15 protein-coding genes are annotated in these 16,243 nt (G+C 62.6%); 3 read left to right on the top strand and 12 right to left on the bottom strand.

Features of this window, described 5'->3' with window-relative positions; all coding sequences use genetic code 11:
• Positions 1-139: 139 nt before the first annotated feature.
• From flgL to DK391_RS41205, 12 genes are all read right to left on the bottom strand, one after another.
• Positions 140-1,363: a flagellar hook-associated protein FlgL gene (gene flgL, locus DK391_RS41260; protein WP_109483770.1), complete on the bottom strand. Its 1,224-nt coding sequence runs from the start codon at positions 1,361-1,363 to the stop codon at positions 140-142.
• A 14-nt stretch (positions 1,364-1,377) separates the two neighbouring features.
• Entirely contained in the window at positions 1,378-3,351 is a 1,974-nt protein-coding gene (gene flgK / locus DK391_RS41255) for a flagellar hook-associated protein FlgK (protein ID WP_109483769.1), read from the bottom strand.
• Positions 3,352-4,260: 909 nt separating this feature from the next.
• A complete protein-coding gene (locus DK391_RS41250; RefSeq protein WP_109483768.1) occupies positions 4,261-5,010 on the bottom strand; it encodes a flagellar brake protein in 750 nt (249 codons plus the stop codon).
• A gap of 412 nt (positions 5,011-5,422) precedes the next feature.
• Complete coding sequence (flgJ, locus tag DK391_RS41245) at positions 5,423-6,355, bottom strand: flagellar assembly peptidoglycan hydrolase FlgJ (protein WP_109483767.1); 933 nt, start codon at positions 6,353-6,355, stop codon at positions 5,423-5,425.
• A 12-nt stretch (positions 6,356-6,367) separates the two neighbouring features.
• Entirely contained in the window at positions 6,368-7,555 is a 1,188-nt protein-coding gene (locus tag DK391_RS41240) for a flagellar basal body P-ring protein FlgI (protein WP_109483766.1), read from the bottom strand.
• Positions 7,556-7,557: 2 nt separating this feature from the next.
• A complete protein-coding gene (gene flgH, locus DK391_RS41235) occupies positions 7,558-8,214 on the bottom strand; it encodes a flagellar basal body L-ring protein FlgH (RefSeq protein ID WP_239483099.1) in 657 nt (218 codons plus the stop codon).
• 92 nt (positions 8,215-8,306) lie between these two features.
• Complete coding sequence (gene flgG, locus DK391_RS41230; protein ID WP_042316739.1) at positions 8,307-9,095, bottom strand: flagellar basal-body rod protein FlgG; 789 nt, start codon at positions 9,093-9,095, stop codon at positions 8,307-8,309.
• Between the two features lie 51 nt (positions 9,096-9,146).
• Entirely contained in the window at positions 9,147-9,905 is a 759-nt protein-coding gene (gene flgF / locus DK391_RS41225; RefSeq protein ID WP_109483764.1) for a flagellar basal-body rod protein FlgF, read from the bottom strand.
• 22 nt (positions 9,906-9,927) lie between these two features.
• Positions 9,928-11,445: a flagellar hook protein FlgE gene (locus DK391_RS41220; RefSeq protein WP_109483763.1), complete on the bottom strand. Its 1,518-nt coding sequence runs from the start codon at positions 11,443-11,445 to the stop codon at positions 9,928-9,930.
• A 33-nt stretch (positions 11,446-11,478) separates the two neighbouring features.
• Entirely contained in the window at positions 11,479-12,198 is a 720-nt protein-coding gene (locus DK391_RS41215) for a flagellar hook assembly protein FlgD (RefSeq protein ID WP_109483762.1), read from the bottom strand.
• 11 nt (positions 12,199-12,209) lie between these two features.
• Complete coding sequence (flgC, locus tag DK391_RS41210; protein WP_109483761.1) at positions 12,210-12,635, bottom strand: flagellar basal body rod protein FlgC; 426 nt, start codon at positions 12,633-12,635, stop codon at positions 12,210-12,212.
• 108 nt (positions 12,636-12,743) lie between these two features.
• Positions 12,744-13,235, bottom strand: a complete 492-nt coding sequence (locus DK391_RS41205) for a flagellar basal body rod protein FlgB (RefSeq protein WP_109483760.1) — start codon at positions 13,233-13,235, stop codon at positions 12,744-12,746.
• Positions 13,236-13,477: 242 nt separating this feature from the next.
• Here DK391_RS41205 and flgA point away from each other — a divergent pair, with 242 nt between their 5' ends.
• The 3 genes from flgA to DK391_RS41190 all read left to right on the top strand — a co-directional run bounded on the left by flgA (position 13,478) and on the right by DK391_RS41190 (position 15,783).
• Positions 13,478-14,794 carry a flagellar basal body P-ring formation chaperone FlgA gene (flgA, locus tag DK391_RS41200; protein WP_109483759.1) on the top strand — a complete coding sequence of 439 codons (1,317 nt, stop codon included), beginning with the start codon at positions 13,478-13,480 and terminating at the stop codon, positions 14,792-14,794.
• Positions 14,795-14,900: 106 nt separating this feature from the next.
• Positions 14,901-15,239, top strand: a complete 339-nt coding sequence (gene flgM / locus DK391_RS41195; protein ID WP_109483758.1) for a flagellar biosynthesis anti-sigma factor FlgM — start codon at positions 14,901-14,903, stop codon at positions 15,237-15,239.
• A gap of 97 nt (positions 15,240-15,336) precedes the next feature.
• Positions 15,337-15,783: a flagellar protein FlgN gene (locus DK391_RS41190; RefSeq protein WP_109483757.1), complete on the top strand. Its 447-nt coding sequence runs from the start codon at positions 15,337-15,339 to the stop codon at positions 15,781-15,783.
• Positions 15,784-16,243: the final 460 nt, after the last annotated feature.

Genomic DNA, 16,243 nt, shown 5'->3' with positions numbered 1-16,243 from the left:
CCTACTTTTCTTTGCCGCGGCAAAGAAAAGTAGGTGCTGCCCCGCACAGGGGCGACGCATGAAGTACCGATACGAAAACGCGGATGCCAGCGCAGCGCCAAAAACCAAAACCAAACCAGCGGGCCCAAAGCCCCGCGCACTAATTTCCGATGTAATCGAACAAAGAAAGCTTCTGAATCATCGAGAACCCCTGCTGCGCAGCCTGCAGCGAAAACTGCGTCATCGTGTACTTGCTGATCACCGACGTCAGATCGGTCTGCGTCAGATCAGCCAGATTGCTGGTCGTCTGCAACGAATTCGTCTGCGTCACCGTCTGCAACGCCTCGACTTCCTGCTCGCGGCCGCCCACGGACGTCTGGACCGACGTCACGTTGTTCATCGTGTTATGCAGCTGCGTCATCGCCGTGCCTAGCGCGTTCGTCAGGTTCGCAGCAGCAGCCGTCGAACCCGTCACGGGCTGCTGCAGTGCTGCGATCGCCTTGTCGAGATTCGCGAACACGTCCGTGCTCGATTGCGCTGCAGGCGTCACCGAGAACGCGTCGCCCGCGTTGGGCGCACCCGTAATCGTCACGTTCTGGCCGCCACCGCCCAGCGTGATCGCCTGACCTGCCGTGTACGTCTGCGGCGCGCCCGTCGTCGCCGTCGTCAGATTGGTGACCGTGTACGTCGTCGCCGACGTGAAGTTGATCGAATACTTGTCCTGGTTCGTCGGGTCAGCCGGGTTGCTCACCGATACGTTGCCGATCGTGCCCGTGCCCGTGTTGGCCGCGTTGCCCGTCTTCACGGGCGTGCTGCCCGCCGGCGAGATGCTCAGGAACACCGAGCGCCCCGTGTCGCCGATCGCGATGCTGCGCGTGGCCGTGACCTGAACGTTCTGCACGCCGTTGTCGCCGTCGTACTGCACCGCGCCGCTCGAATTCACCGAAAACGGCGGCGTCGATGCCTGATAGCCCGCGTACAGATAGTTACCCGAACCGTCCGTGCCGTTCGCCAGACCCATCAGCTGGTTGCGCAGACCTTGCAGCTGCGTCGCGATCGCGTTGCGGTCGCCGTCGTTCAGCGAGCCGTCGCCTGCGCGCACGAGCTGCGTGTTGATCGCTGTCAACACCGTGTTGATGCTCGACAGCGAACCGTCTTCCGATTGCAGCGCGCTGAGCGCCGTGCTCTGGTTGCTCGAGTACTGCGACAGCGTAGCGCCCTGCATGCTGAGCTGCACCGCCTGCGCCGCGCCGACCGGATTGTCCGACGGCGTCGCGAGACTCACGCCGCTCGACAGTTGCTGATACAGCGACGCGAGCGTGGATTGCTGATCGTCCATCGTCTGGACGTTCATGCCGAAATACTGCGAAGTAGAGATGCGCATAGTCGTTCAACGCCTCAATTAAAAATGCCGAGGATCGTCTGGAACAGCGTCTGGGCCGTCTGGATGACCTTGCTGTTCGCCTGATAAAGCTGCTGGTACTGCAGCAGATTCGCTGCTTCCTCGTTGATGTTCACGCCGGAAACCGCCTGCTGCGCAGTCGTGATCTGCGTGACGAGCGACGTTTGTGCGGTGCTCGACGTCTTGACCTGGTTGGTCTGGTTACCGATGTCGTTCACGTAGTTCGCGTACGAATCGGTCAACGTCAGAGTGCCGTTGCCCATCGACTTCGTCGTCACGATATCCGACATCGCCTGTGCGTTGCGGCCGTCCTTGCCGCCCGCCGGATTCGGCGCGATCGTGAAGGTGTCGCCGTTGGCAGGCGTGCCCGTGATCTGCAGCGACACGTTGTTGATCGTGCTGCCCGTGATCGTCATCGACGAACCCATCGCCGGGTTGTACGGCACCGGGTCGGTGGTCGCTGCGATCGTGTACGAGGTCGGCGGGGTGCCGGCGATCGTCACCGTCGAGCCGACCGGGAAGCCGGAGATCGAGCCGGTTGCCGAGTTATAGGTGAGCGTGGTCGTGCTGGTGGGCAACGTGTAGCCCGACGTCACCGTGCCTTGCGACACCGACGCCGTACCCGTATTGGCAGAACCCTTCGACACCAGCACCGGCGACGACGCTGCGATGGCCGAGCCGTCGCTGGTCGTCAGCGCAAAGCCGTTGAGCGCGCCGCGCGTCGGTTCGACGGTGAAGGAATCGCCGGCGTTCATCGTGCCCGTCAGCGAGAACTGCATGCCGCCGATCGGGTTGGTCAGGCTGGTCGACTGGCCGACCACCTGGCCGCTCGCGCGGTCGGTGAGCGTGTAGTTCGTGCCGTCGTACGACAGCGAGTAATCGCCCGACATCGGCTGCGACGGATTCGAGATCGACGCGGCCAGCGACGCGCCGCCCGTGTTCTTCGCGTTCGCGTAGATGGTCGGATTGCCGACGGTGAAGAGCGCGCCGCCCTTGTTGCCGTTCAGGTCGATACCGAGCGCGTTTTGCGCGTTGACCTGTGCCGCGAAGCTGGTTGCGATGGCGCCGAGTTGTGCTTCGGCGGGATCGAGCGTCTGGCTGCGGAACGTCATCAGCCCACCGATCTGCCCTCCCAGCGCGGTGCTGTCGGGCAGGATTTGCGGCGTCGTCGTTCCGGCCTGGCTGGCAAGACCAGCGTAGGCAACGGCTGTTTCTGTCGGATCCGAGGGCGACGTGACGGTCGTCAGGTTGAAGCTCTTGTCAGCGACGACGAGCGGCTGGCCGTTGCCCATGAACACGCTATAGCCCGTATCGCCCTGCACCACTTGCACGCCGACCAGTTGCGACAGGTTCGACACAGCGAGGTCGCGCTGGTCGAGCAGCTGGTTAGGCGGCTGGCCTTGTGCGGTAAGCGACTGGATCTGCGAGTTCAGCTGCGCGATTTGCGCGCTGTAGGTGTTGATCTGTTTGACGGTGTCGCTGAGTTGCGAATTGACGCTCGTGCGCAGCTGATCGTACTGGTCGCCGGCCGCATTGATCTGGTCCGCCAACGATTGCGCGTTGCTGATGGCGCTTTGGCGCATCGCGGGATTCGACGCATCGTTCGCGACGTTCTGCATGCCCGTGAAGTACGACGTGATGGCGGCCGAAATACCCGTCGTCGGACTGCCGACGTTGTTGTTCAGTTGCGCGATCAGGTTGTAGTACGTGCTGAGCGAGCCGGACTGCGACTGTGCGTTGTTCAGTTCGGTGGTCAGGTACTGGCTGTACTGACGCTGGATCGTGGTCGTCGACACGCCGCTGCCGAGATAGCCGGAGCTTGTGTATTGACCGCTCGATTCCGAATAGACAGGACGCTCGACGGAGTAGCCGGGCGTTGCCTGGTTGCTGATGTTTTGACCCGTCGTCGTCAGCCCCCACTGGGCTGCGTTGAGTCCACTGAGACCGATGCTAAAGAGGTTGCTGGACATGCGTCATCCTGAAAGACGGCGTAAGGGGCGAAGTTTGATGGCTCCGCCAGGTTGACCGAACAATTTGTATATCGGCCTCGTGGCGGGAACATTGAGGGCGGGAAAGGTTTTTTGTTTTCTGCTGCGCAGGCTGGTTTGCGGTTTTGGTTTTGGGTTTGGTTTTGGTTTTGGGTTTGGTTTTGGTTTTAGCTTTTGGGTGGTGCGCTGTTGCTTTGCGCTGGCGTCCGCGATTTGGTGTTTGTGCCTCACGCGTCGCCCCTGTGCGGGGCGGCACCTACTTTTCTTTGCCGCCGCAAAGAAAAGTAGGCAAAAGAAAGCGGGCTAACACCACCCACTCCGGTCACTGCCTGCGGGCCCCCAACGGTTCCTATCCTTCACACGGCAACCTCTCAGTCCCCGCCCGTTGCCCTCGCTTCGAATATTCGCCTACCCCACTTCATCCGCCCGTAGCGCCCCAAGCGTCAGCGACTCGCATATCCAGCCCAGGTGGCAAACGGTGTGTAGGTCGTAGTGCTTCCCGCGCGAGTGATCCTACGACACCGACTTTGCTTTTCAGTCCGGAGTGAAGCGTATAAGGCGCGACAGCCGACACACCGTTTGCCACCTGGGCGGCCTGGGCCAAACTGGTAAGGCTCGCTGAGACGCGGGTGTTTGAAGAGGGTGATGCGCTCTCAAAGAGCGCTGGCAGCGGGCATCAAGACGAGTGATGCCGTGTGAAGGATAGGACCGGCTGGGGACCCGCAGGCAAGGACCGTAGTGGGTGGTGTTCAGCGGCTTTCTTTTGCCTACTTTTCTTTGCCGCGGCAAAGAAAAGTAGGTGCTGCCCCGCACAGGGGCGACGCATGAAGTACCGATACGAAATCGCGGACGCCAGCGACGAAACAAACAAACCAAACCAAAAACCAAACCTTATGCCCGCGCCAGCGACCGCCTCTTCATCTCCAACTGGGTAATCAACCGCTGCAGCGTATTCTCAGCATTCCCCGGCAGGGACAAAAACCGAAACCCCAGCGTGTAACGCTGCGTCCCATTAGGCAGATCAACAGCACGATTCGACATCAGCTCGAGATCCAGCTGCAAAGTCCCCAGCGCGCCCAGCGTAACTTCAGTATCGATAAGCTGCACGCCATGCTCGAGCGTCGCAACGCGCTCATCGCTGGTCCGCATCGCAATACCGCCCAGCGAAAGATCCTGTACTTCGAAACGGAAACCCTCACCATCCGGCAAGCGCCCGCGGCAAATATAAGGATCCAGCAACGGCGCATCGACACGGAAATACTCGCGCCGCTGCACGTAATACAAAACCTCAGGGAAATCGGCCTCGAACGAAGGCCGTCCTTCGAAAGTGGTCTCACGCGGCGTCTGCGTGACGAAGTGCACCCGCACACCATCCGGCGTCGCGTGGAAATGCCCTTCCGGCGATGTCAGCAATCCACGGTTCTGCTCAGCCAGCGCGCCCCAGTCAAACGTGAAAGTGCGCTCTCGCACGTCCACTTCGAGGATCTTCGTCACCAGCTGGCCGCCCTTGTACTGCACGGTCAGAAAATCGCCGCGATTAAGCAGGTTACGCAGCTGCACGCCGATCTCAAGCGGATTGCGGCGGCCGAAGTCGACGCCTTCCGTCTCGCGGTCATCACCATTCGACTGGGTGGTATTCATGGCCTTGCCAATTTCTCTTCGTTCTTGCAAGCACGTCGCGCGAGATCGGCCGGCCGGGTTTCATCCCGGCCTGTATGCATCGCGAAACGTGCGGGGGACCGGATTTATATGCAGCTTTCCGGTATCGGGTCTGACTGTTTAGCGGCATCGGCGGGTCAAAGTTTAGACCGCCTGTGCGAAATATTTTTCGCAAACGTTTGACACTGCAACGAAGACAGGATACGCGAAATCTGCTCGCGGTCCGAACGTGACAAAAGACAAGAAGTGTGAAGAATGCGGCTCAGGCCAGCCGCCGAAGCGGCGGCCCGTCCGTCTGATTGTGCGACATGGCCCCGTCGCCGGCTTGAAGCCGTTGAAGTATGACTTGACTGCGATGGTCGAACGACACGCGGGCGCACAGCGCCCGCAAGCATCACACCATCTTCTGCATGATCGAGATGAGCTTCTTCGCGTAGTGCGGATCGGTCGCGTAGCCCGCGCGCTGCATGCCCTGCGCAAAGCCGTTCACGTCACGCGACGAATTGATGACCTGCGCATAACGCGGGTTCGACTTCAGGAAGCTCGCGTAGTCCGTCATCGCTTCCTCATACGAATCGTATGCACGGAATTTTTCGACCACGCGCTGCGGACGGCCGTTGATGTACTCGGTCGTCACCGTGGCGACGGTCTTGCCGTTCCAGTCGTCGGTGGCCTTGATGCCGAACACGTTGTGGCTCGTCGATCCGTCCGACTTCTTGATCTCGCGCTTGCCCCAACCGGATTCGAGTGCCGCCTGACCGATGATGAAGCGCGCCGGAATGCCCGTGGCGGCGGCCGCGGCTTGCGCGGGCGCTGCCAGCTTGTCGACGAACGCATCGACCTTGTCCGATGAACCGTCGCCGCGCACGGGCGGCGTCAATGCGCTGTTCGCGCTATAGCCGCGGCCCATCTTCAGCGCGCCGTTGTTCGCCGGGTTCGCGTAAGCCTTGGCCAGCGCGTTCAACGCGACGTTGTTGCCCGCGTTGGCATCGTCGCCGGACATGCCCGAATTGCGCATCAACTGCTTGAGCATCGCGTCGGCCACGCCAATTCCCTTCGACGACATCTGCTGCGACAGCTGCTGGTCCATCATCGACGTGAAGGTTGCCGTGTCGTGCGAGTCGAACGGACCGTCGGACGGCGTCGCGTCGCGCATGCTCTTCAGCATCATCTGCGTGAAGACGGCGTCGAACTGCTTGGCCGCCGATTTCATCGCTTCACGCGGATTCGCCGCGGCTTGCGCGCGCATCGCGTCGAAGCCCTGCGTGTCGAGCGCGAAGCGATTGGTCAGATCGTTTGCGGCATTGCGCGTCGTGTCGGAGTTCATTCTGGTTGTTCCTTAGATGATCTCGAGATCGGCTCGCAGCGCACCGGCTGCCTTCATCGCCTGGAGGATCGACATCAGATCCGCGGGTGTCGCGCCCAGCGCATTGAGCGCCTTCACGACATCCGCGAGATTCGCGCCCGCATTCACCATCTTGAGCGCGCCATTATCCTGTTTCAACGCAATCTGCGATTGCTGTGCAACCACGGTCTGGCCGTTCGAGAACGCGCCCGGCTGGCTCACCACCGGCTGCGTATTGACCACCACCGACAGGTTGCCGTGCGCCACCGCGCAGGTCTGCAGCGTGACCATCTGGTTCATCACGATCGAGCCGGTGCGCGCATTCAGAATCACCTTCGCAGCAGCCTGTGCGGGCTTCACATCGAGGTTCTGCAACTGCGCCATGAACTGCACCTGCTGCGCGGGATCGGTCGGCGCGCGCAACTGGATCGTGCGGCCATCGAGTGCGACTGCCGTACCGAAGCCAAAAGCGTTGTTGATCGCCGACGTGATGCGCTGCGTCGTGTCGTAATCCATGTCGTTCAGGTCGAGCTGCATCGTGCCCGCCTGCGAAATCGTGGTCGGCACCGAGCGTTCGACGATCGCGCCGCCCGTGATCCGGCCTGCTGCCAGCTGGTTCACCTGCACCTTGCTGCCGTTCGCACTCGCACCTGCGCCACCCACGGCCATGTTGCCCTGAGCAAGCGCATACACCTGGCCGTCCGCGCCCTTGAGCGGCGTGAGCAGCAGCGTGCCGCCGCGCAGGCTCTTGGCGTTACCGAGCGACGACACCGTCACGTCGAGCGCTTCGCCCGGCCGCGCAAACGCGGGCAGCGACGCCGTCACCATCACGGCGGCGACGTTCTTCAGCTGCATGCTGGAGAGCGAATTGTTGCTGGAGTTCGAACCGGCCTGCTGGTTGTTGATCGAGATACCGAGGTTCGCGAGCATGTTCGCGAGCGTCTGCGTCGTGAACGGTGTCTGCGTGGTCTGGTCGCCCGTGCCGTCGAGACCGACGACGAGGCCATAACCGATCAGCGGGTTGTCGCGCACGCCCTGGATCTGCACGAGATCCTTCAGGCGTTCCGCATGGGCGACGGTCGTCGTGACGGGCAGCGCCGCGCAGGCAAGCGCGAACACGGCAAGCGCGCGCGCAGCGAGACCGGAAACGGACGTCAGACGGAGAAAAGCGAAGGTACGCATGATCAGAACGGCGCGACGTTGAGGAAGAAGCGTTGCAGCCAGCTCATGTCCTGGGCCTCGTTGATATAGCCCTTGGCGGAGTATTCAATCTTCGCGTCCGCGACCTGGGTCGAGTAAACCGCGTTGAGGCTGCTGATCGTGTTCGGATTGACGACACCCGAGAAACGCACGAACTCGTTACCCTGGTTGATCAGCATCTGCTTTTCGCCGCTCACGATCAGATTGCCGTTCGGCTGCACGCCGATCACCGTGACGGTGATCACGCCGCTGAACGTGTTCGACGCGTTGGCGCCGCCTGTTGCCTTGAACGTGTTGGCACCCGTTGCGTCGAGGTTCACCTTGCCGAACAGGCCGCCAAGGAAGCCCGCCGTCGGCACGCCGAACTTGGTTTCGTCGTTGCGGTTCGTGTTAGCGCCCGACGACTTCGTCGCGGTGATGTTTTCCGAAATGACGATGGTCAGGATGTCGCCGACATTGCGCGGCCGCTGGTCTTCGAACAGCGGACGGCCCGCGTACCCAGGGTTGTAGATCGAGCCGGGCGTCTGCAGCGACGGCGCTGGCGGCGGAACAGCCGTCATCGGTTGCTGGGTGATCGGCTCCCTCGGCACGAGCGCGCAGCCGCCGAGCGCGGCTGCGAGCACGCCGGCGCAGGCAAGCATCGACGCTGCTCGCGTGGCGCGCGGAGGAAGCTGGGTACGGGTTGAGTGCGACATCTTGATTACCGCCTGAATGTTTCTGACTATCAGCCTGCTTAAACCGGCATCTGGCTGAGCGTCTGCAGCATCTGGTCGGAGGTCGTCACGGCCTTGCTGTTGATTTCGTACGCGCGCTGGGTCTGGATCATGTTCACCAGTTCCTGCACGACGTTCACATTCGATGCTTCGACGTAGCCCTGATTCAGCGTGCCCGCACCGTTGAGGCCCGGCGTCGCGACGTTCGGCGTGCCCGACGACGTGGTTTCCTGGAACAGGTTTTCGCCCTTCGCATCGAGACCGGTCGGGTTGATGAACGTGGCCACCTGCAGCGAACCGATCTGCGTCGTTGCCGTCGAGCCAGCCGTCGTCACCGACACCACGCCATCGCTGCCAATGGTCAGCGATGTCGCGTTCTGCGGAATCGTGATGGCGGGCAGCACCTGGTAGCCGCTCGACGTGACGAGCTGACCTTGTGCGTTGGTCTGGAACGAGCCGTCGCGCGTGTAGGCCGTCGTGCCGTCCGGCATCTGCACCTGGAAGAAGCCCTGACCGTTGATCGCGACGTCCTTCGAGTTGCCCGTCTGCTGCAGGTTGCCCTGCGTGTACAGACGCTCGGTGGCGACCTGTTGCACGCCCGTGCCGAGCTGGATGCCCGACGGCAGTTCCGTCTGCTGCGTCGAGTTCGCGCCCGGCTGACGGATGGTCTGGTACAGCAGGTCTTCGAACACGGCGCGCGAACCCTTGAAGCCATTCGTGCTGACGTTGGCCAGGTTGTTCGAGATCGTGTCCATCTGCGCCTGCTGCGCATTCATGCCGGTGGCGGCGATATAGAGTGAGCGGTTCACTGTCTTTCTCCTGAACGCAGCGTGGTGCGTTCCGTTAAATCTGCGTCGGGATTAGCTGAAGGTCAGCAACTTGTTGGCCGACTGTTCGTTCTGGTCGGCGGACTCGATCATCTTGGTTTGCATCTGGAACTGGCGCGCGTTGGTGATCATCGAGACCATCGCTGCGACCGGGTTCACGTTGCTGCCTTCGAGTGCGCCTGCCGCAACCTTGACGGCGGGGTCGGCGTCGGCGGGATTGCCGTCAGTCGTGTGATAGAGGCCATCGTCGCCGTGCGTGAGGCTGCCGGGCGCGGGGTTCACCAGCTTCAGCTGATCGACGAGTGCAATCGTCGTGGCGGGGTCGCCAGGCATCAGCGCCGAAATCGTGCCGTCGGTGCCGATCGTCACTTCTGCGCCGGGCGGCACGGCAATCGGACCGCCGCCACCCACCACCTGCTGGTTGCTCGCCGTGACCAGTTGGCCATTGGCGTCGACGTGCAGGTTGCCGGCGCGCGTGTACGCTTCCTGGCCATCGGTGGTGAGCACCGACAGCCAGCCCGGACCCTGGATCGCCACATCGAGCGGGTTGCCCGTCTGCTGGATCGGGCCCGGCGTGTAGTCCGCGCTGGGCGTCGACGACAGCACGAAAGTACGCGTGGTGTCGTTCTGAATCGTGCTGCCGTCGCCGAACGCCATCGGCACGGCGCGGAACGTCGCGAGCTGGGCCTTGAAGCCCGTGGTCGAGGTGTTCGCGAGATTGTTCGCGACCACGGCCTGCTGTTCGAGCGCCTGCGAGGCGCCCGACATCGCGGTGTATATGAGCCGGTCCATGATGGTGTCGGTGCGTCAGCGATTACAGGTTGATCAGCGTCTGGTCGACGGTCTGCTGGGTCTTGATCGTCTGCGCGTTCGCCTGGTAATTGCGCTGCGCGGTGATCAGGTTGACCAGTTCGCTCGTCAGGTCGACGTTCGAGTTTTCGGTTGCGCCGCCTTGCAGCGAACCGTGGTTCGTCGAACCCGGTGCAGCGATCACCGCGACACCCGAAGCCGCCGTTGCCTGGAACTCGTTGTTGCCGAGGTTGATCAGGCCGTTCTGGTTCGCGAACGTTGCGAGTGCGACCTGACCGAGGGCAGCCGTCTGGCCGTTCGAGTAGTTACCCGTGATCGTGCCGTCGGTGCCGACCGTGAAGTTGGTCAGCTGGCCAGCCGCGAAACCGTCTTGCGTCAGCGAGTTCGTGCCGTCCTTGCTGCCGAACTGCGTCGTGCCGCCGATCTTCAGCGTCAGGCTTTGCGGCGTGGCCGAACCGTCCGAGTTCGGGATCGACATGTTGAATGCGAACAGCGTCGAGGTCGGGTTGCCCGATGCGTCGAGCGTGCTGACCAGATTGCCCGAGGTGTCGAACTTCGCCGTGCCGATCTTGGTGGTCGGAACGCTGCCGTCCTTGCCTGCGTAGACATCCCACGAACCGGCCGAGGTCTTCACGAAATACATGTCGACCTGCTGTTGACCGCCCAGCGAGTCGTACACGGGAACCGACGTCGAGTAGCTGTAGGTTGCGCTATTGGTCGGATCGAAGGCGAGTGCCGTCGGCGCGACCGTAACCGAGTCGCCCGCTCCCGGCGTCCCGGCCAGCGTGATCGTTTCGCCGTTACCGAGCTTGATCGGCGAGTTGGCGGCGTACGTGCCCGACACGCTCGATCCGTCGCTGCCCGTCACCGTGTAGGCCGTCGGCGGCGTGCCCGTACCGAAGGTGACCGTGTAAGTGTTGGCGTTGGTGCCTTGCGTCGCGTCGGTGACGGACACGCCGTTGTTCGTCAGGCTACCCGTGTTGGTGCCACCGAACGAGACGGAAGGCGTGCCCAGCTTGAGCGCATCCTGTGCGTTCAGGTTCAGACCGGCCGTGATGGTCTTGGTGGCCGTCGGCGGGATGTTCGCCGTCGGAACCTGCAGCGGCACCGTGCCTGCCGTGTTGATGATGCCGTTTGCGTTAGCCGCGTAGCCCATCAGCTTCAGGCCGTCGGCGTTGACGATGTAGCCGTTCTTGTCGAGCTGGAACACGCCGTTGCGCGAGTACGTCAGCGAACCGTTGTTCGACATCTGGAAGAAGCCGTTGCCGTTGATGGCGACGTGCAGCGCGATGTCGTCGTTGGTGATCGTGCCTTGCGAGAAGTTCTGCTCGACCTGCGACATGCGCGTGCCGATACCGATCTGGTTGTTGACGGCCGTGGCGACCGAGTTCGCGTACATGTCCGCGAACTGCGCTGCGCCCTGCTTGAAGCCGACGGTGTTCGCGTTGGCGATGTTGTTGCCGATGACGTCGAGGTCGCTCGATGCGCCTGCCAGTCCACTCAAACCTTGTTGGTAACCCATGACGGTCTCCGTATCCGGTAATGCTGAATGCGTTTAGATGATGGCGGCAATCGTCGACAGGCCGACCGTCTTGCCATTCGAAAGAACCAGACCCGGCGTGCCGTCGGTCTGCTTGATCACGCCCTGCACCGTCGCTGCCGACAGCGTGGTCGGCGCGCCCGTGCCGTTGGCCGTCGTGCTCGATGCCGTGATCGTGTAGGTGCCGTCCGGCAGCGCGTTGCCTTGCGTGTCGACGGGCGTCCAGCCGATAGGAATCGTGCCTGCCGACTGCTTGCCGAGGTCGATCGTGTTGACGATCTGGCCTGCCGAGTTCTTCACCGTGACCTGCACGTCGGTTGCGTCGCTGGCGAGCGTGACGCCGAAGCCCGTCGCCTTGCCCGATGCCACCGAGAAGCTGTTGCCCGGGGCGAGCACCGTCGAGCTGATCAGGTTTGCGGCCTGGGTCTGCTGGTTGGTGGTCAGTTGCGTGGCGAGCGACGACAGCGACGAGTTGAGCTGCTGGATGCCCGTCACCGTGTTGATCTGGGCCAGCTGCGAGGTCATCTGCGAGCTGTCCATCGGGTTGGTCGGATCCTGGTTCTTCATCTGCGCGATCAGCAGCTGAAGGAAGGTGTTCTGCAGGTCCGCGCCCGACGTCGCGCTGGACGACGAGCTCGACGACGACGATGACGCACTGCTCGTGCCGTTCATCGTGTCGAGCAACGTCTGCGACACCGTCGCGCCGTTGTTGCCGATAGTTGTACTGGTAGTCAAGGAATCTCTCCTCAGGTTCCGATCGTGAGCGTCTTCAGCATCAGCTGTTTCGCGGTGTTGAGCGTTTCGACGTTGGCCTGGTAAGAGCGCGAGGCCGAAATCATGTTGACCATTTCCTGCACCGGGTCGACGTTCGGCATCTGGACGTAACCGTTTGCGTCGGCGGCCGGATTGCCGGGGTCGTAGGACGTTTTCATCGGCGTCGGATCGTCGATGACGCCCGTCACCTGCACGCCGCCGACCTGCTGGCCCGAGCCCGTGCGTGCGCCGCCGATCGGGTTGACGGCGAACACGACCTGCTTCGCCTTGTACGGCTTGCCGTCGGGACCCGTCGTACTGTCGGCGTTGGCGAGGTTCGACGCGGTCACGTTCAGGCGTTGCGACTGCGCGGACATCGCTGAACCCGCGACGTTGAAAATGTTCATCAGGGATGGCATGGCTTCTCGACCTCTCTTGCCGGTGCACCGGCGTCTAATCCCGTAGCGTTTCTGGTTTCTAGCGTGGTTCCAGCACGCGGCTATCTATATGGATAGCCGCGCCATTCATCAGCCGTTCGACGTGATCGCCGACAGCATGGATTTGATCTGTTGTGACAGCACCGTCATGCCGGACTCGAAGTGCAGCGAGTTGTCGGCGAACTGCACGCGCTCGGCGTCGAGATCGACCGTATTGCCGTCGAGCGAAGGCTGCGTCGGGTTGCGATAAGCGACCGTGCCGAAGTCGTCGGTCGGGCCGCCTGTCGGGATCAGGCGCGCCTTACCCGTCATATGGCCCGGCTCCGTCGACACCATCGTCATGCCTTGCGACACGCCTGCCGGCTGCGCCATCGCGAGCGGCGCGCTGTTCGACGCACCGGCCGTCGAGCCGCCGCTCTTCTTCAGTGCGCCCGCGAGCGACGAAGCGAAGTCGATATCGCGAGCCTTGTAGCCAGGCGTATCGGAGTTCGCGATGTTCGACGACAGCAGTTCCTGGCGATAGGCGCGCACATCGAGCGCCTGGCGGCCAAAGGCAAATTCGGCATCGAGTTTGTCCAGCATTGGGTTCTCCGTGGAACGGTCCGAGGCTTTCCGTTTCGCGCCGTCGATTCGCCTTGTTCGGTAAGAAGCGTTTCGAAGGTGCTGACCGGAATGGCCTTTTTGCATGTGGTGCATTGTGCGTGCGGTACGCAAGTCTTAATCGGACGAATAGCCGGGGAAGGATGCCTCTATTCACCGTTTGCACAGCGGGCGCGATCTCTAGAATTCGATTCGTACCGATGCATCAAAGAAGGAGAATGACCATGCCCTTGCCCGTCACCGCTTCGCGTGAAGCTCGCCGTCCGGGTGCTCGCGCTGCGCGGACGCTGTCGGCGATGGCGCTGGTCGGCGCTTGCGCGGCCGTATCCATTGCGCATGCGCAGGAAAGCAGCGGACCGATCGTCATTGCCGGCCCCGGCGAGAAGAACGCCGCCGAACTTCAGGCGATGACCGAGCGGCTCAATACGCCGGCCACGGCTGCTGCGCCACGTGTGAATGCACCTGCTGCGGCTGCCGCACCGATGGTTGCGCCCGCAACGCTCGCGGCCAATCCGCGCGGCGAAGCAGACCGCTTCGCGCAGGCCGCGCAGGCCGATGGCGCGATCGTGATTCCGGGCGCGGGTGAAGCGTCCGCTCAGCCTGTGGCGCAAGTTGCGCCCGCTGTGCCCGTCGCGCGCGCCAATATGAATAACGCTGCACCGGGCATGATGCGCGTGAGCCTGCAGCCCGCGTCGCGTCAGGTGATGCCTGTCGTCGTCACGCCCGATCAGGCGGCAACGCGCCCCGTGGCGGGAGTGCAGCCGATTGCCGCCAATCCGCCCGCAGTGAACGCCGCTGCGTTCAACGCCATGGCGGCGCAGTTGCGCGCCAATGCTGCGCGGACTGGCGCGGCCACTACTAGCCCTGCACAGACGCAAGCGTCGACGGCTGCGCAACCGGCTGTGGCCACGCCCGCCGGACAGCAGGATGGCGAATCGATCCGCCGCGCCGCGCTTGCCTATCTGCAGCAGCAGTCGGCGGGCTTGCCGGGCAAGGTCGACATTACGGTGGCGACGGTGTTTCCGCGCGGACTCGCCGCGTGCACGACACTCGAGCCGTTCCTGCCGACGGGCGCGCGCGTCTGGGGCCGCACGACGGTTGGCGTGCGTTGCGCCGGCGAGCATCCGTGGACGCTGTACCTGCAGGCCAAGGTGTCGATCCCCGCGACCTATTTTCTGGCTGCGCGTTCCGTTGCACCGGGCGAATCGCTGTCGGCTGCCGATCTCGTCGCGCGCGACGGCGATCTGACGCTGCTGCCGCAGGCCGTGATCACCGATCCGTCGCAGGCGGTCGGCGCGGTGGCGCTGATGCGGGTGTCGGCGGGTCTGCCGTTGCGCCGCGACATGTTGCGCAGCGCCGACTCGGTCACGATCGGCCAGTCGGTGAAGGTGGTCGCGCAGGGGCCGGGATTTGCGATTTCGTCGGAGGGCAGCGCGATGAACAATGCGTCGCCGGGCCAGTCCGTGCGGGTGAAAACGGCGAACGGACAGATCATCCAGGGCGTGGTGAAGGACGGCGGAACGGTCGAAATCCAACTCTGACGAGACCTTACCGTGGTTACAACTTGAAAAATGTGTCGGATCGGTTGCGCTAAAGTTCGATGAAGTGGATGCCGTTATTACATTCAAATCGTTCAGGAAGCCAATCGTGAAAGTTGATTCCACTACCCATTCCGGCCTGCAGACGTTGAAAGACGGCCTGCAGCGCCCGCAGCAAGGCGACGCCGCATCGACGGGCGGCGCAGGCGCAACCACTTCGACGGCCACGGGTACGTCGGGTGGCGCCAATGTGAATCTGTCGGGGCTGTCGCAGTTGCACGGCCTCACGAGCGCCGGTTCGTCGGACATCGACACGGCGCATGTCGAGTCGATCAAGCAGGCGATCAAGGACGGTACGTTGACGATCGACTCCGGCAAGATCGCCGATGGCGTGCTGGCGACGGCGCGCGACCTGTTGCAGAAGAAGAGCCAGTCGGCCGGTAACTGATTGACGCACGGATGATGGTGCGGCGGGTGCCGGGCGGCTTTTGTGACACATCTGGTTTGCGCGTGGCGCGAGCTGGAGCCTAGCGAGTTGTTTAGCGATGAAAGACGCCCTGCTTGCCACTGTTATCGATGAATATTCTGCTGTGGAGCTGTTTGCTTCCGTCCTTGCGGCTGAGGAGCGGGCGCTGACCACGGTGCATCCCATCGAGACGCTGCCGCCCATCGTCGAGAAGAAGATGGAGTTGGTGGAGCGGCTTTCCACGCTGGAGAAGGCGCGTGATTCGCAGCTGACCCAGCTTGGCTATCCCGTTGGCTGGAAGGGGATGGAGATGGCGGTTGCTCATGATTCCCGTCTGGCGACGCAGTGGGCTTTGTTGCAGAAGGCGGTTGAGCGGGCCAAGCGGTTCAATACCACTAACGGTGCTTTGATCCGGACTCGGATGGAGTACAACCGGCGGGCACTTGCCGCGCTGAACGTGGCCGTTGGGCCGGAGCGTGGGGCGCGTTATGGGCCCGATGGGCGGGTTCCTGCTTTTGGGATGTAGGTTTTAAGGGGCTTGGCCCCTTCTCGTTGTATCCCCTTCTTTTTTTTGGACCGGTGCTGTGGGTTTGGTGCCGGTTTTTGCTTTTTTTTTCGCTTTCGCGAGTTTGTGGTTTGTTTGTGTTTTCGCTGGCGTCCGCGGTGTGGTGTTGGTACTTCACGCGTCGCCCCTGTGCGGGGCAGCACCTACTTTTCTTTGCCGCCGCAAAGAAAAGTAGGCAAAAGAAAGCGGGCTAACACCGCCCGCTTCGGTCTCTGCCTGCGGGCCCCCAACGGTTCCTATCCTTCACTCGGCAACCTCTCAGTCACCGCCCGTTGCCATCGCTTTGAATATTCGCCTACCCCACTCCAATTGCCCGTAGCGCCCCAAGCGGCAGCGACTCGTCGATGCAGCCCAGGTGGCAAACGGTGTGTAGGGCGTAGCGCTTCCCACGCGAGCGATCCTACAAGACACACCGCCTTTG

This window comes from Paraburkholderia sp. C35, from assembly GCF_003121405.1.
GTDB lineage: Bacteria > Pseudomonadota > Gammaproteobacteria > Burkholderiales > Burkholderiaceae > Paraburkholderia.
This window is presented reverse-complemented; position numbering and strand designations above follow the sequence as displayed.

Coding starts and splice junctions, on each gene's coding strand:
- flgJ (WP_109483767.1), bottom strand. CDS start 6,355: ATGAACTCCGACACGACGCGCAATGCCGCAAACGATCTGACCAATCGC.
- flgK (WP_109483769.1), bottom strand. CDS start 3,351: ATGTCCAGCAACCTCTTTAGCATCGGTCTCAGTGGACTCAACGCAGCC.
- DK391_RS41190 (WP_109483757.1), top strand. CDS start 15,337: ATGAAAGACGCCCTGCTTGCCACTGTTATCGATGAATATTCTGCTGTG.
- flgF (WP_109483764.1), bottom strand. CDS start 9,905: ATGGACCGGCTCATATACACCGCGATGTCGGGCGCCTCGCAGGCGCTC.
- flgL (WP_109483770.1), bottom strand. CDS start 1,363: ATGCGCATCTCTACTTCGCAGTATTTCGGCATGAACGTCCAGACGATG.
- flgC (WP_109483761.1), bottom strand. CDS start 12,635: ATGCCATCCCTGATGAACATTTTCAACGTCGCGGGTTCAGCGATGTCC.
- DK391_RS41250 (WP_109483768.1), bottom strand. CDS start 5,010: ATGAATACCACCCAGTCGAATGGTGATGACCGCGAGACGGAAGGCGTC.
- DK391_RS41220 (WP_109483763.1), bottom strand. CDS start 11,445: ATGGGTTACCAACAAGGTTTGAGTGGACTGGCAGGCGCATCGAGCGAC.
- DK391_RS41240 (WP_109483766.1), bottom strand. CDS start 7,555: ATGCGTACCTTCGCTTTTCTCCGTCTGACGTCCGTTTCCGGTCTCGCT.
- flgA (WP_109483759.1), top strand. CDS start 13,478: ATGCCCTTGCCCGTCACCGCTTCGCGTGAAGCTCGCCGTCCGGGTGCT.
- flgH (WP_239483099.1), bottom strand. CDS start 8,214: ATGCTTGCCTGCGCCGGCGTGCTCGCAGCCGCGCTCGGCGGCTGCGCG.
- DK391_RS41205 (WP_109483760.1), bottom strand. CDS start 13,235: ATGCTGGACAAACTCGATGCCGAATTTGCCTTTGGCCGCCAGGCGCTC.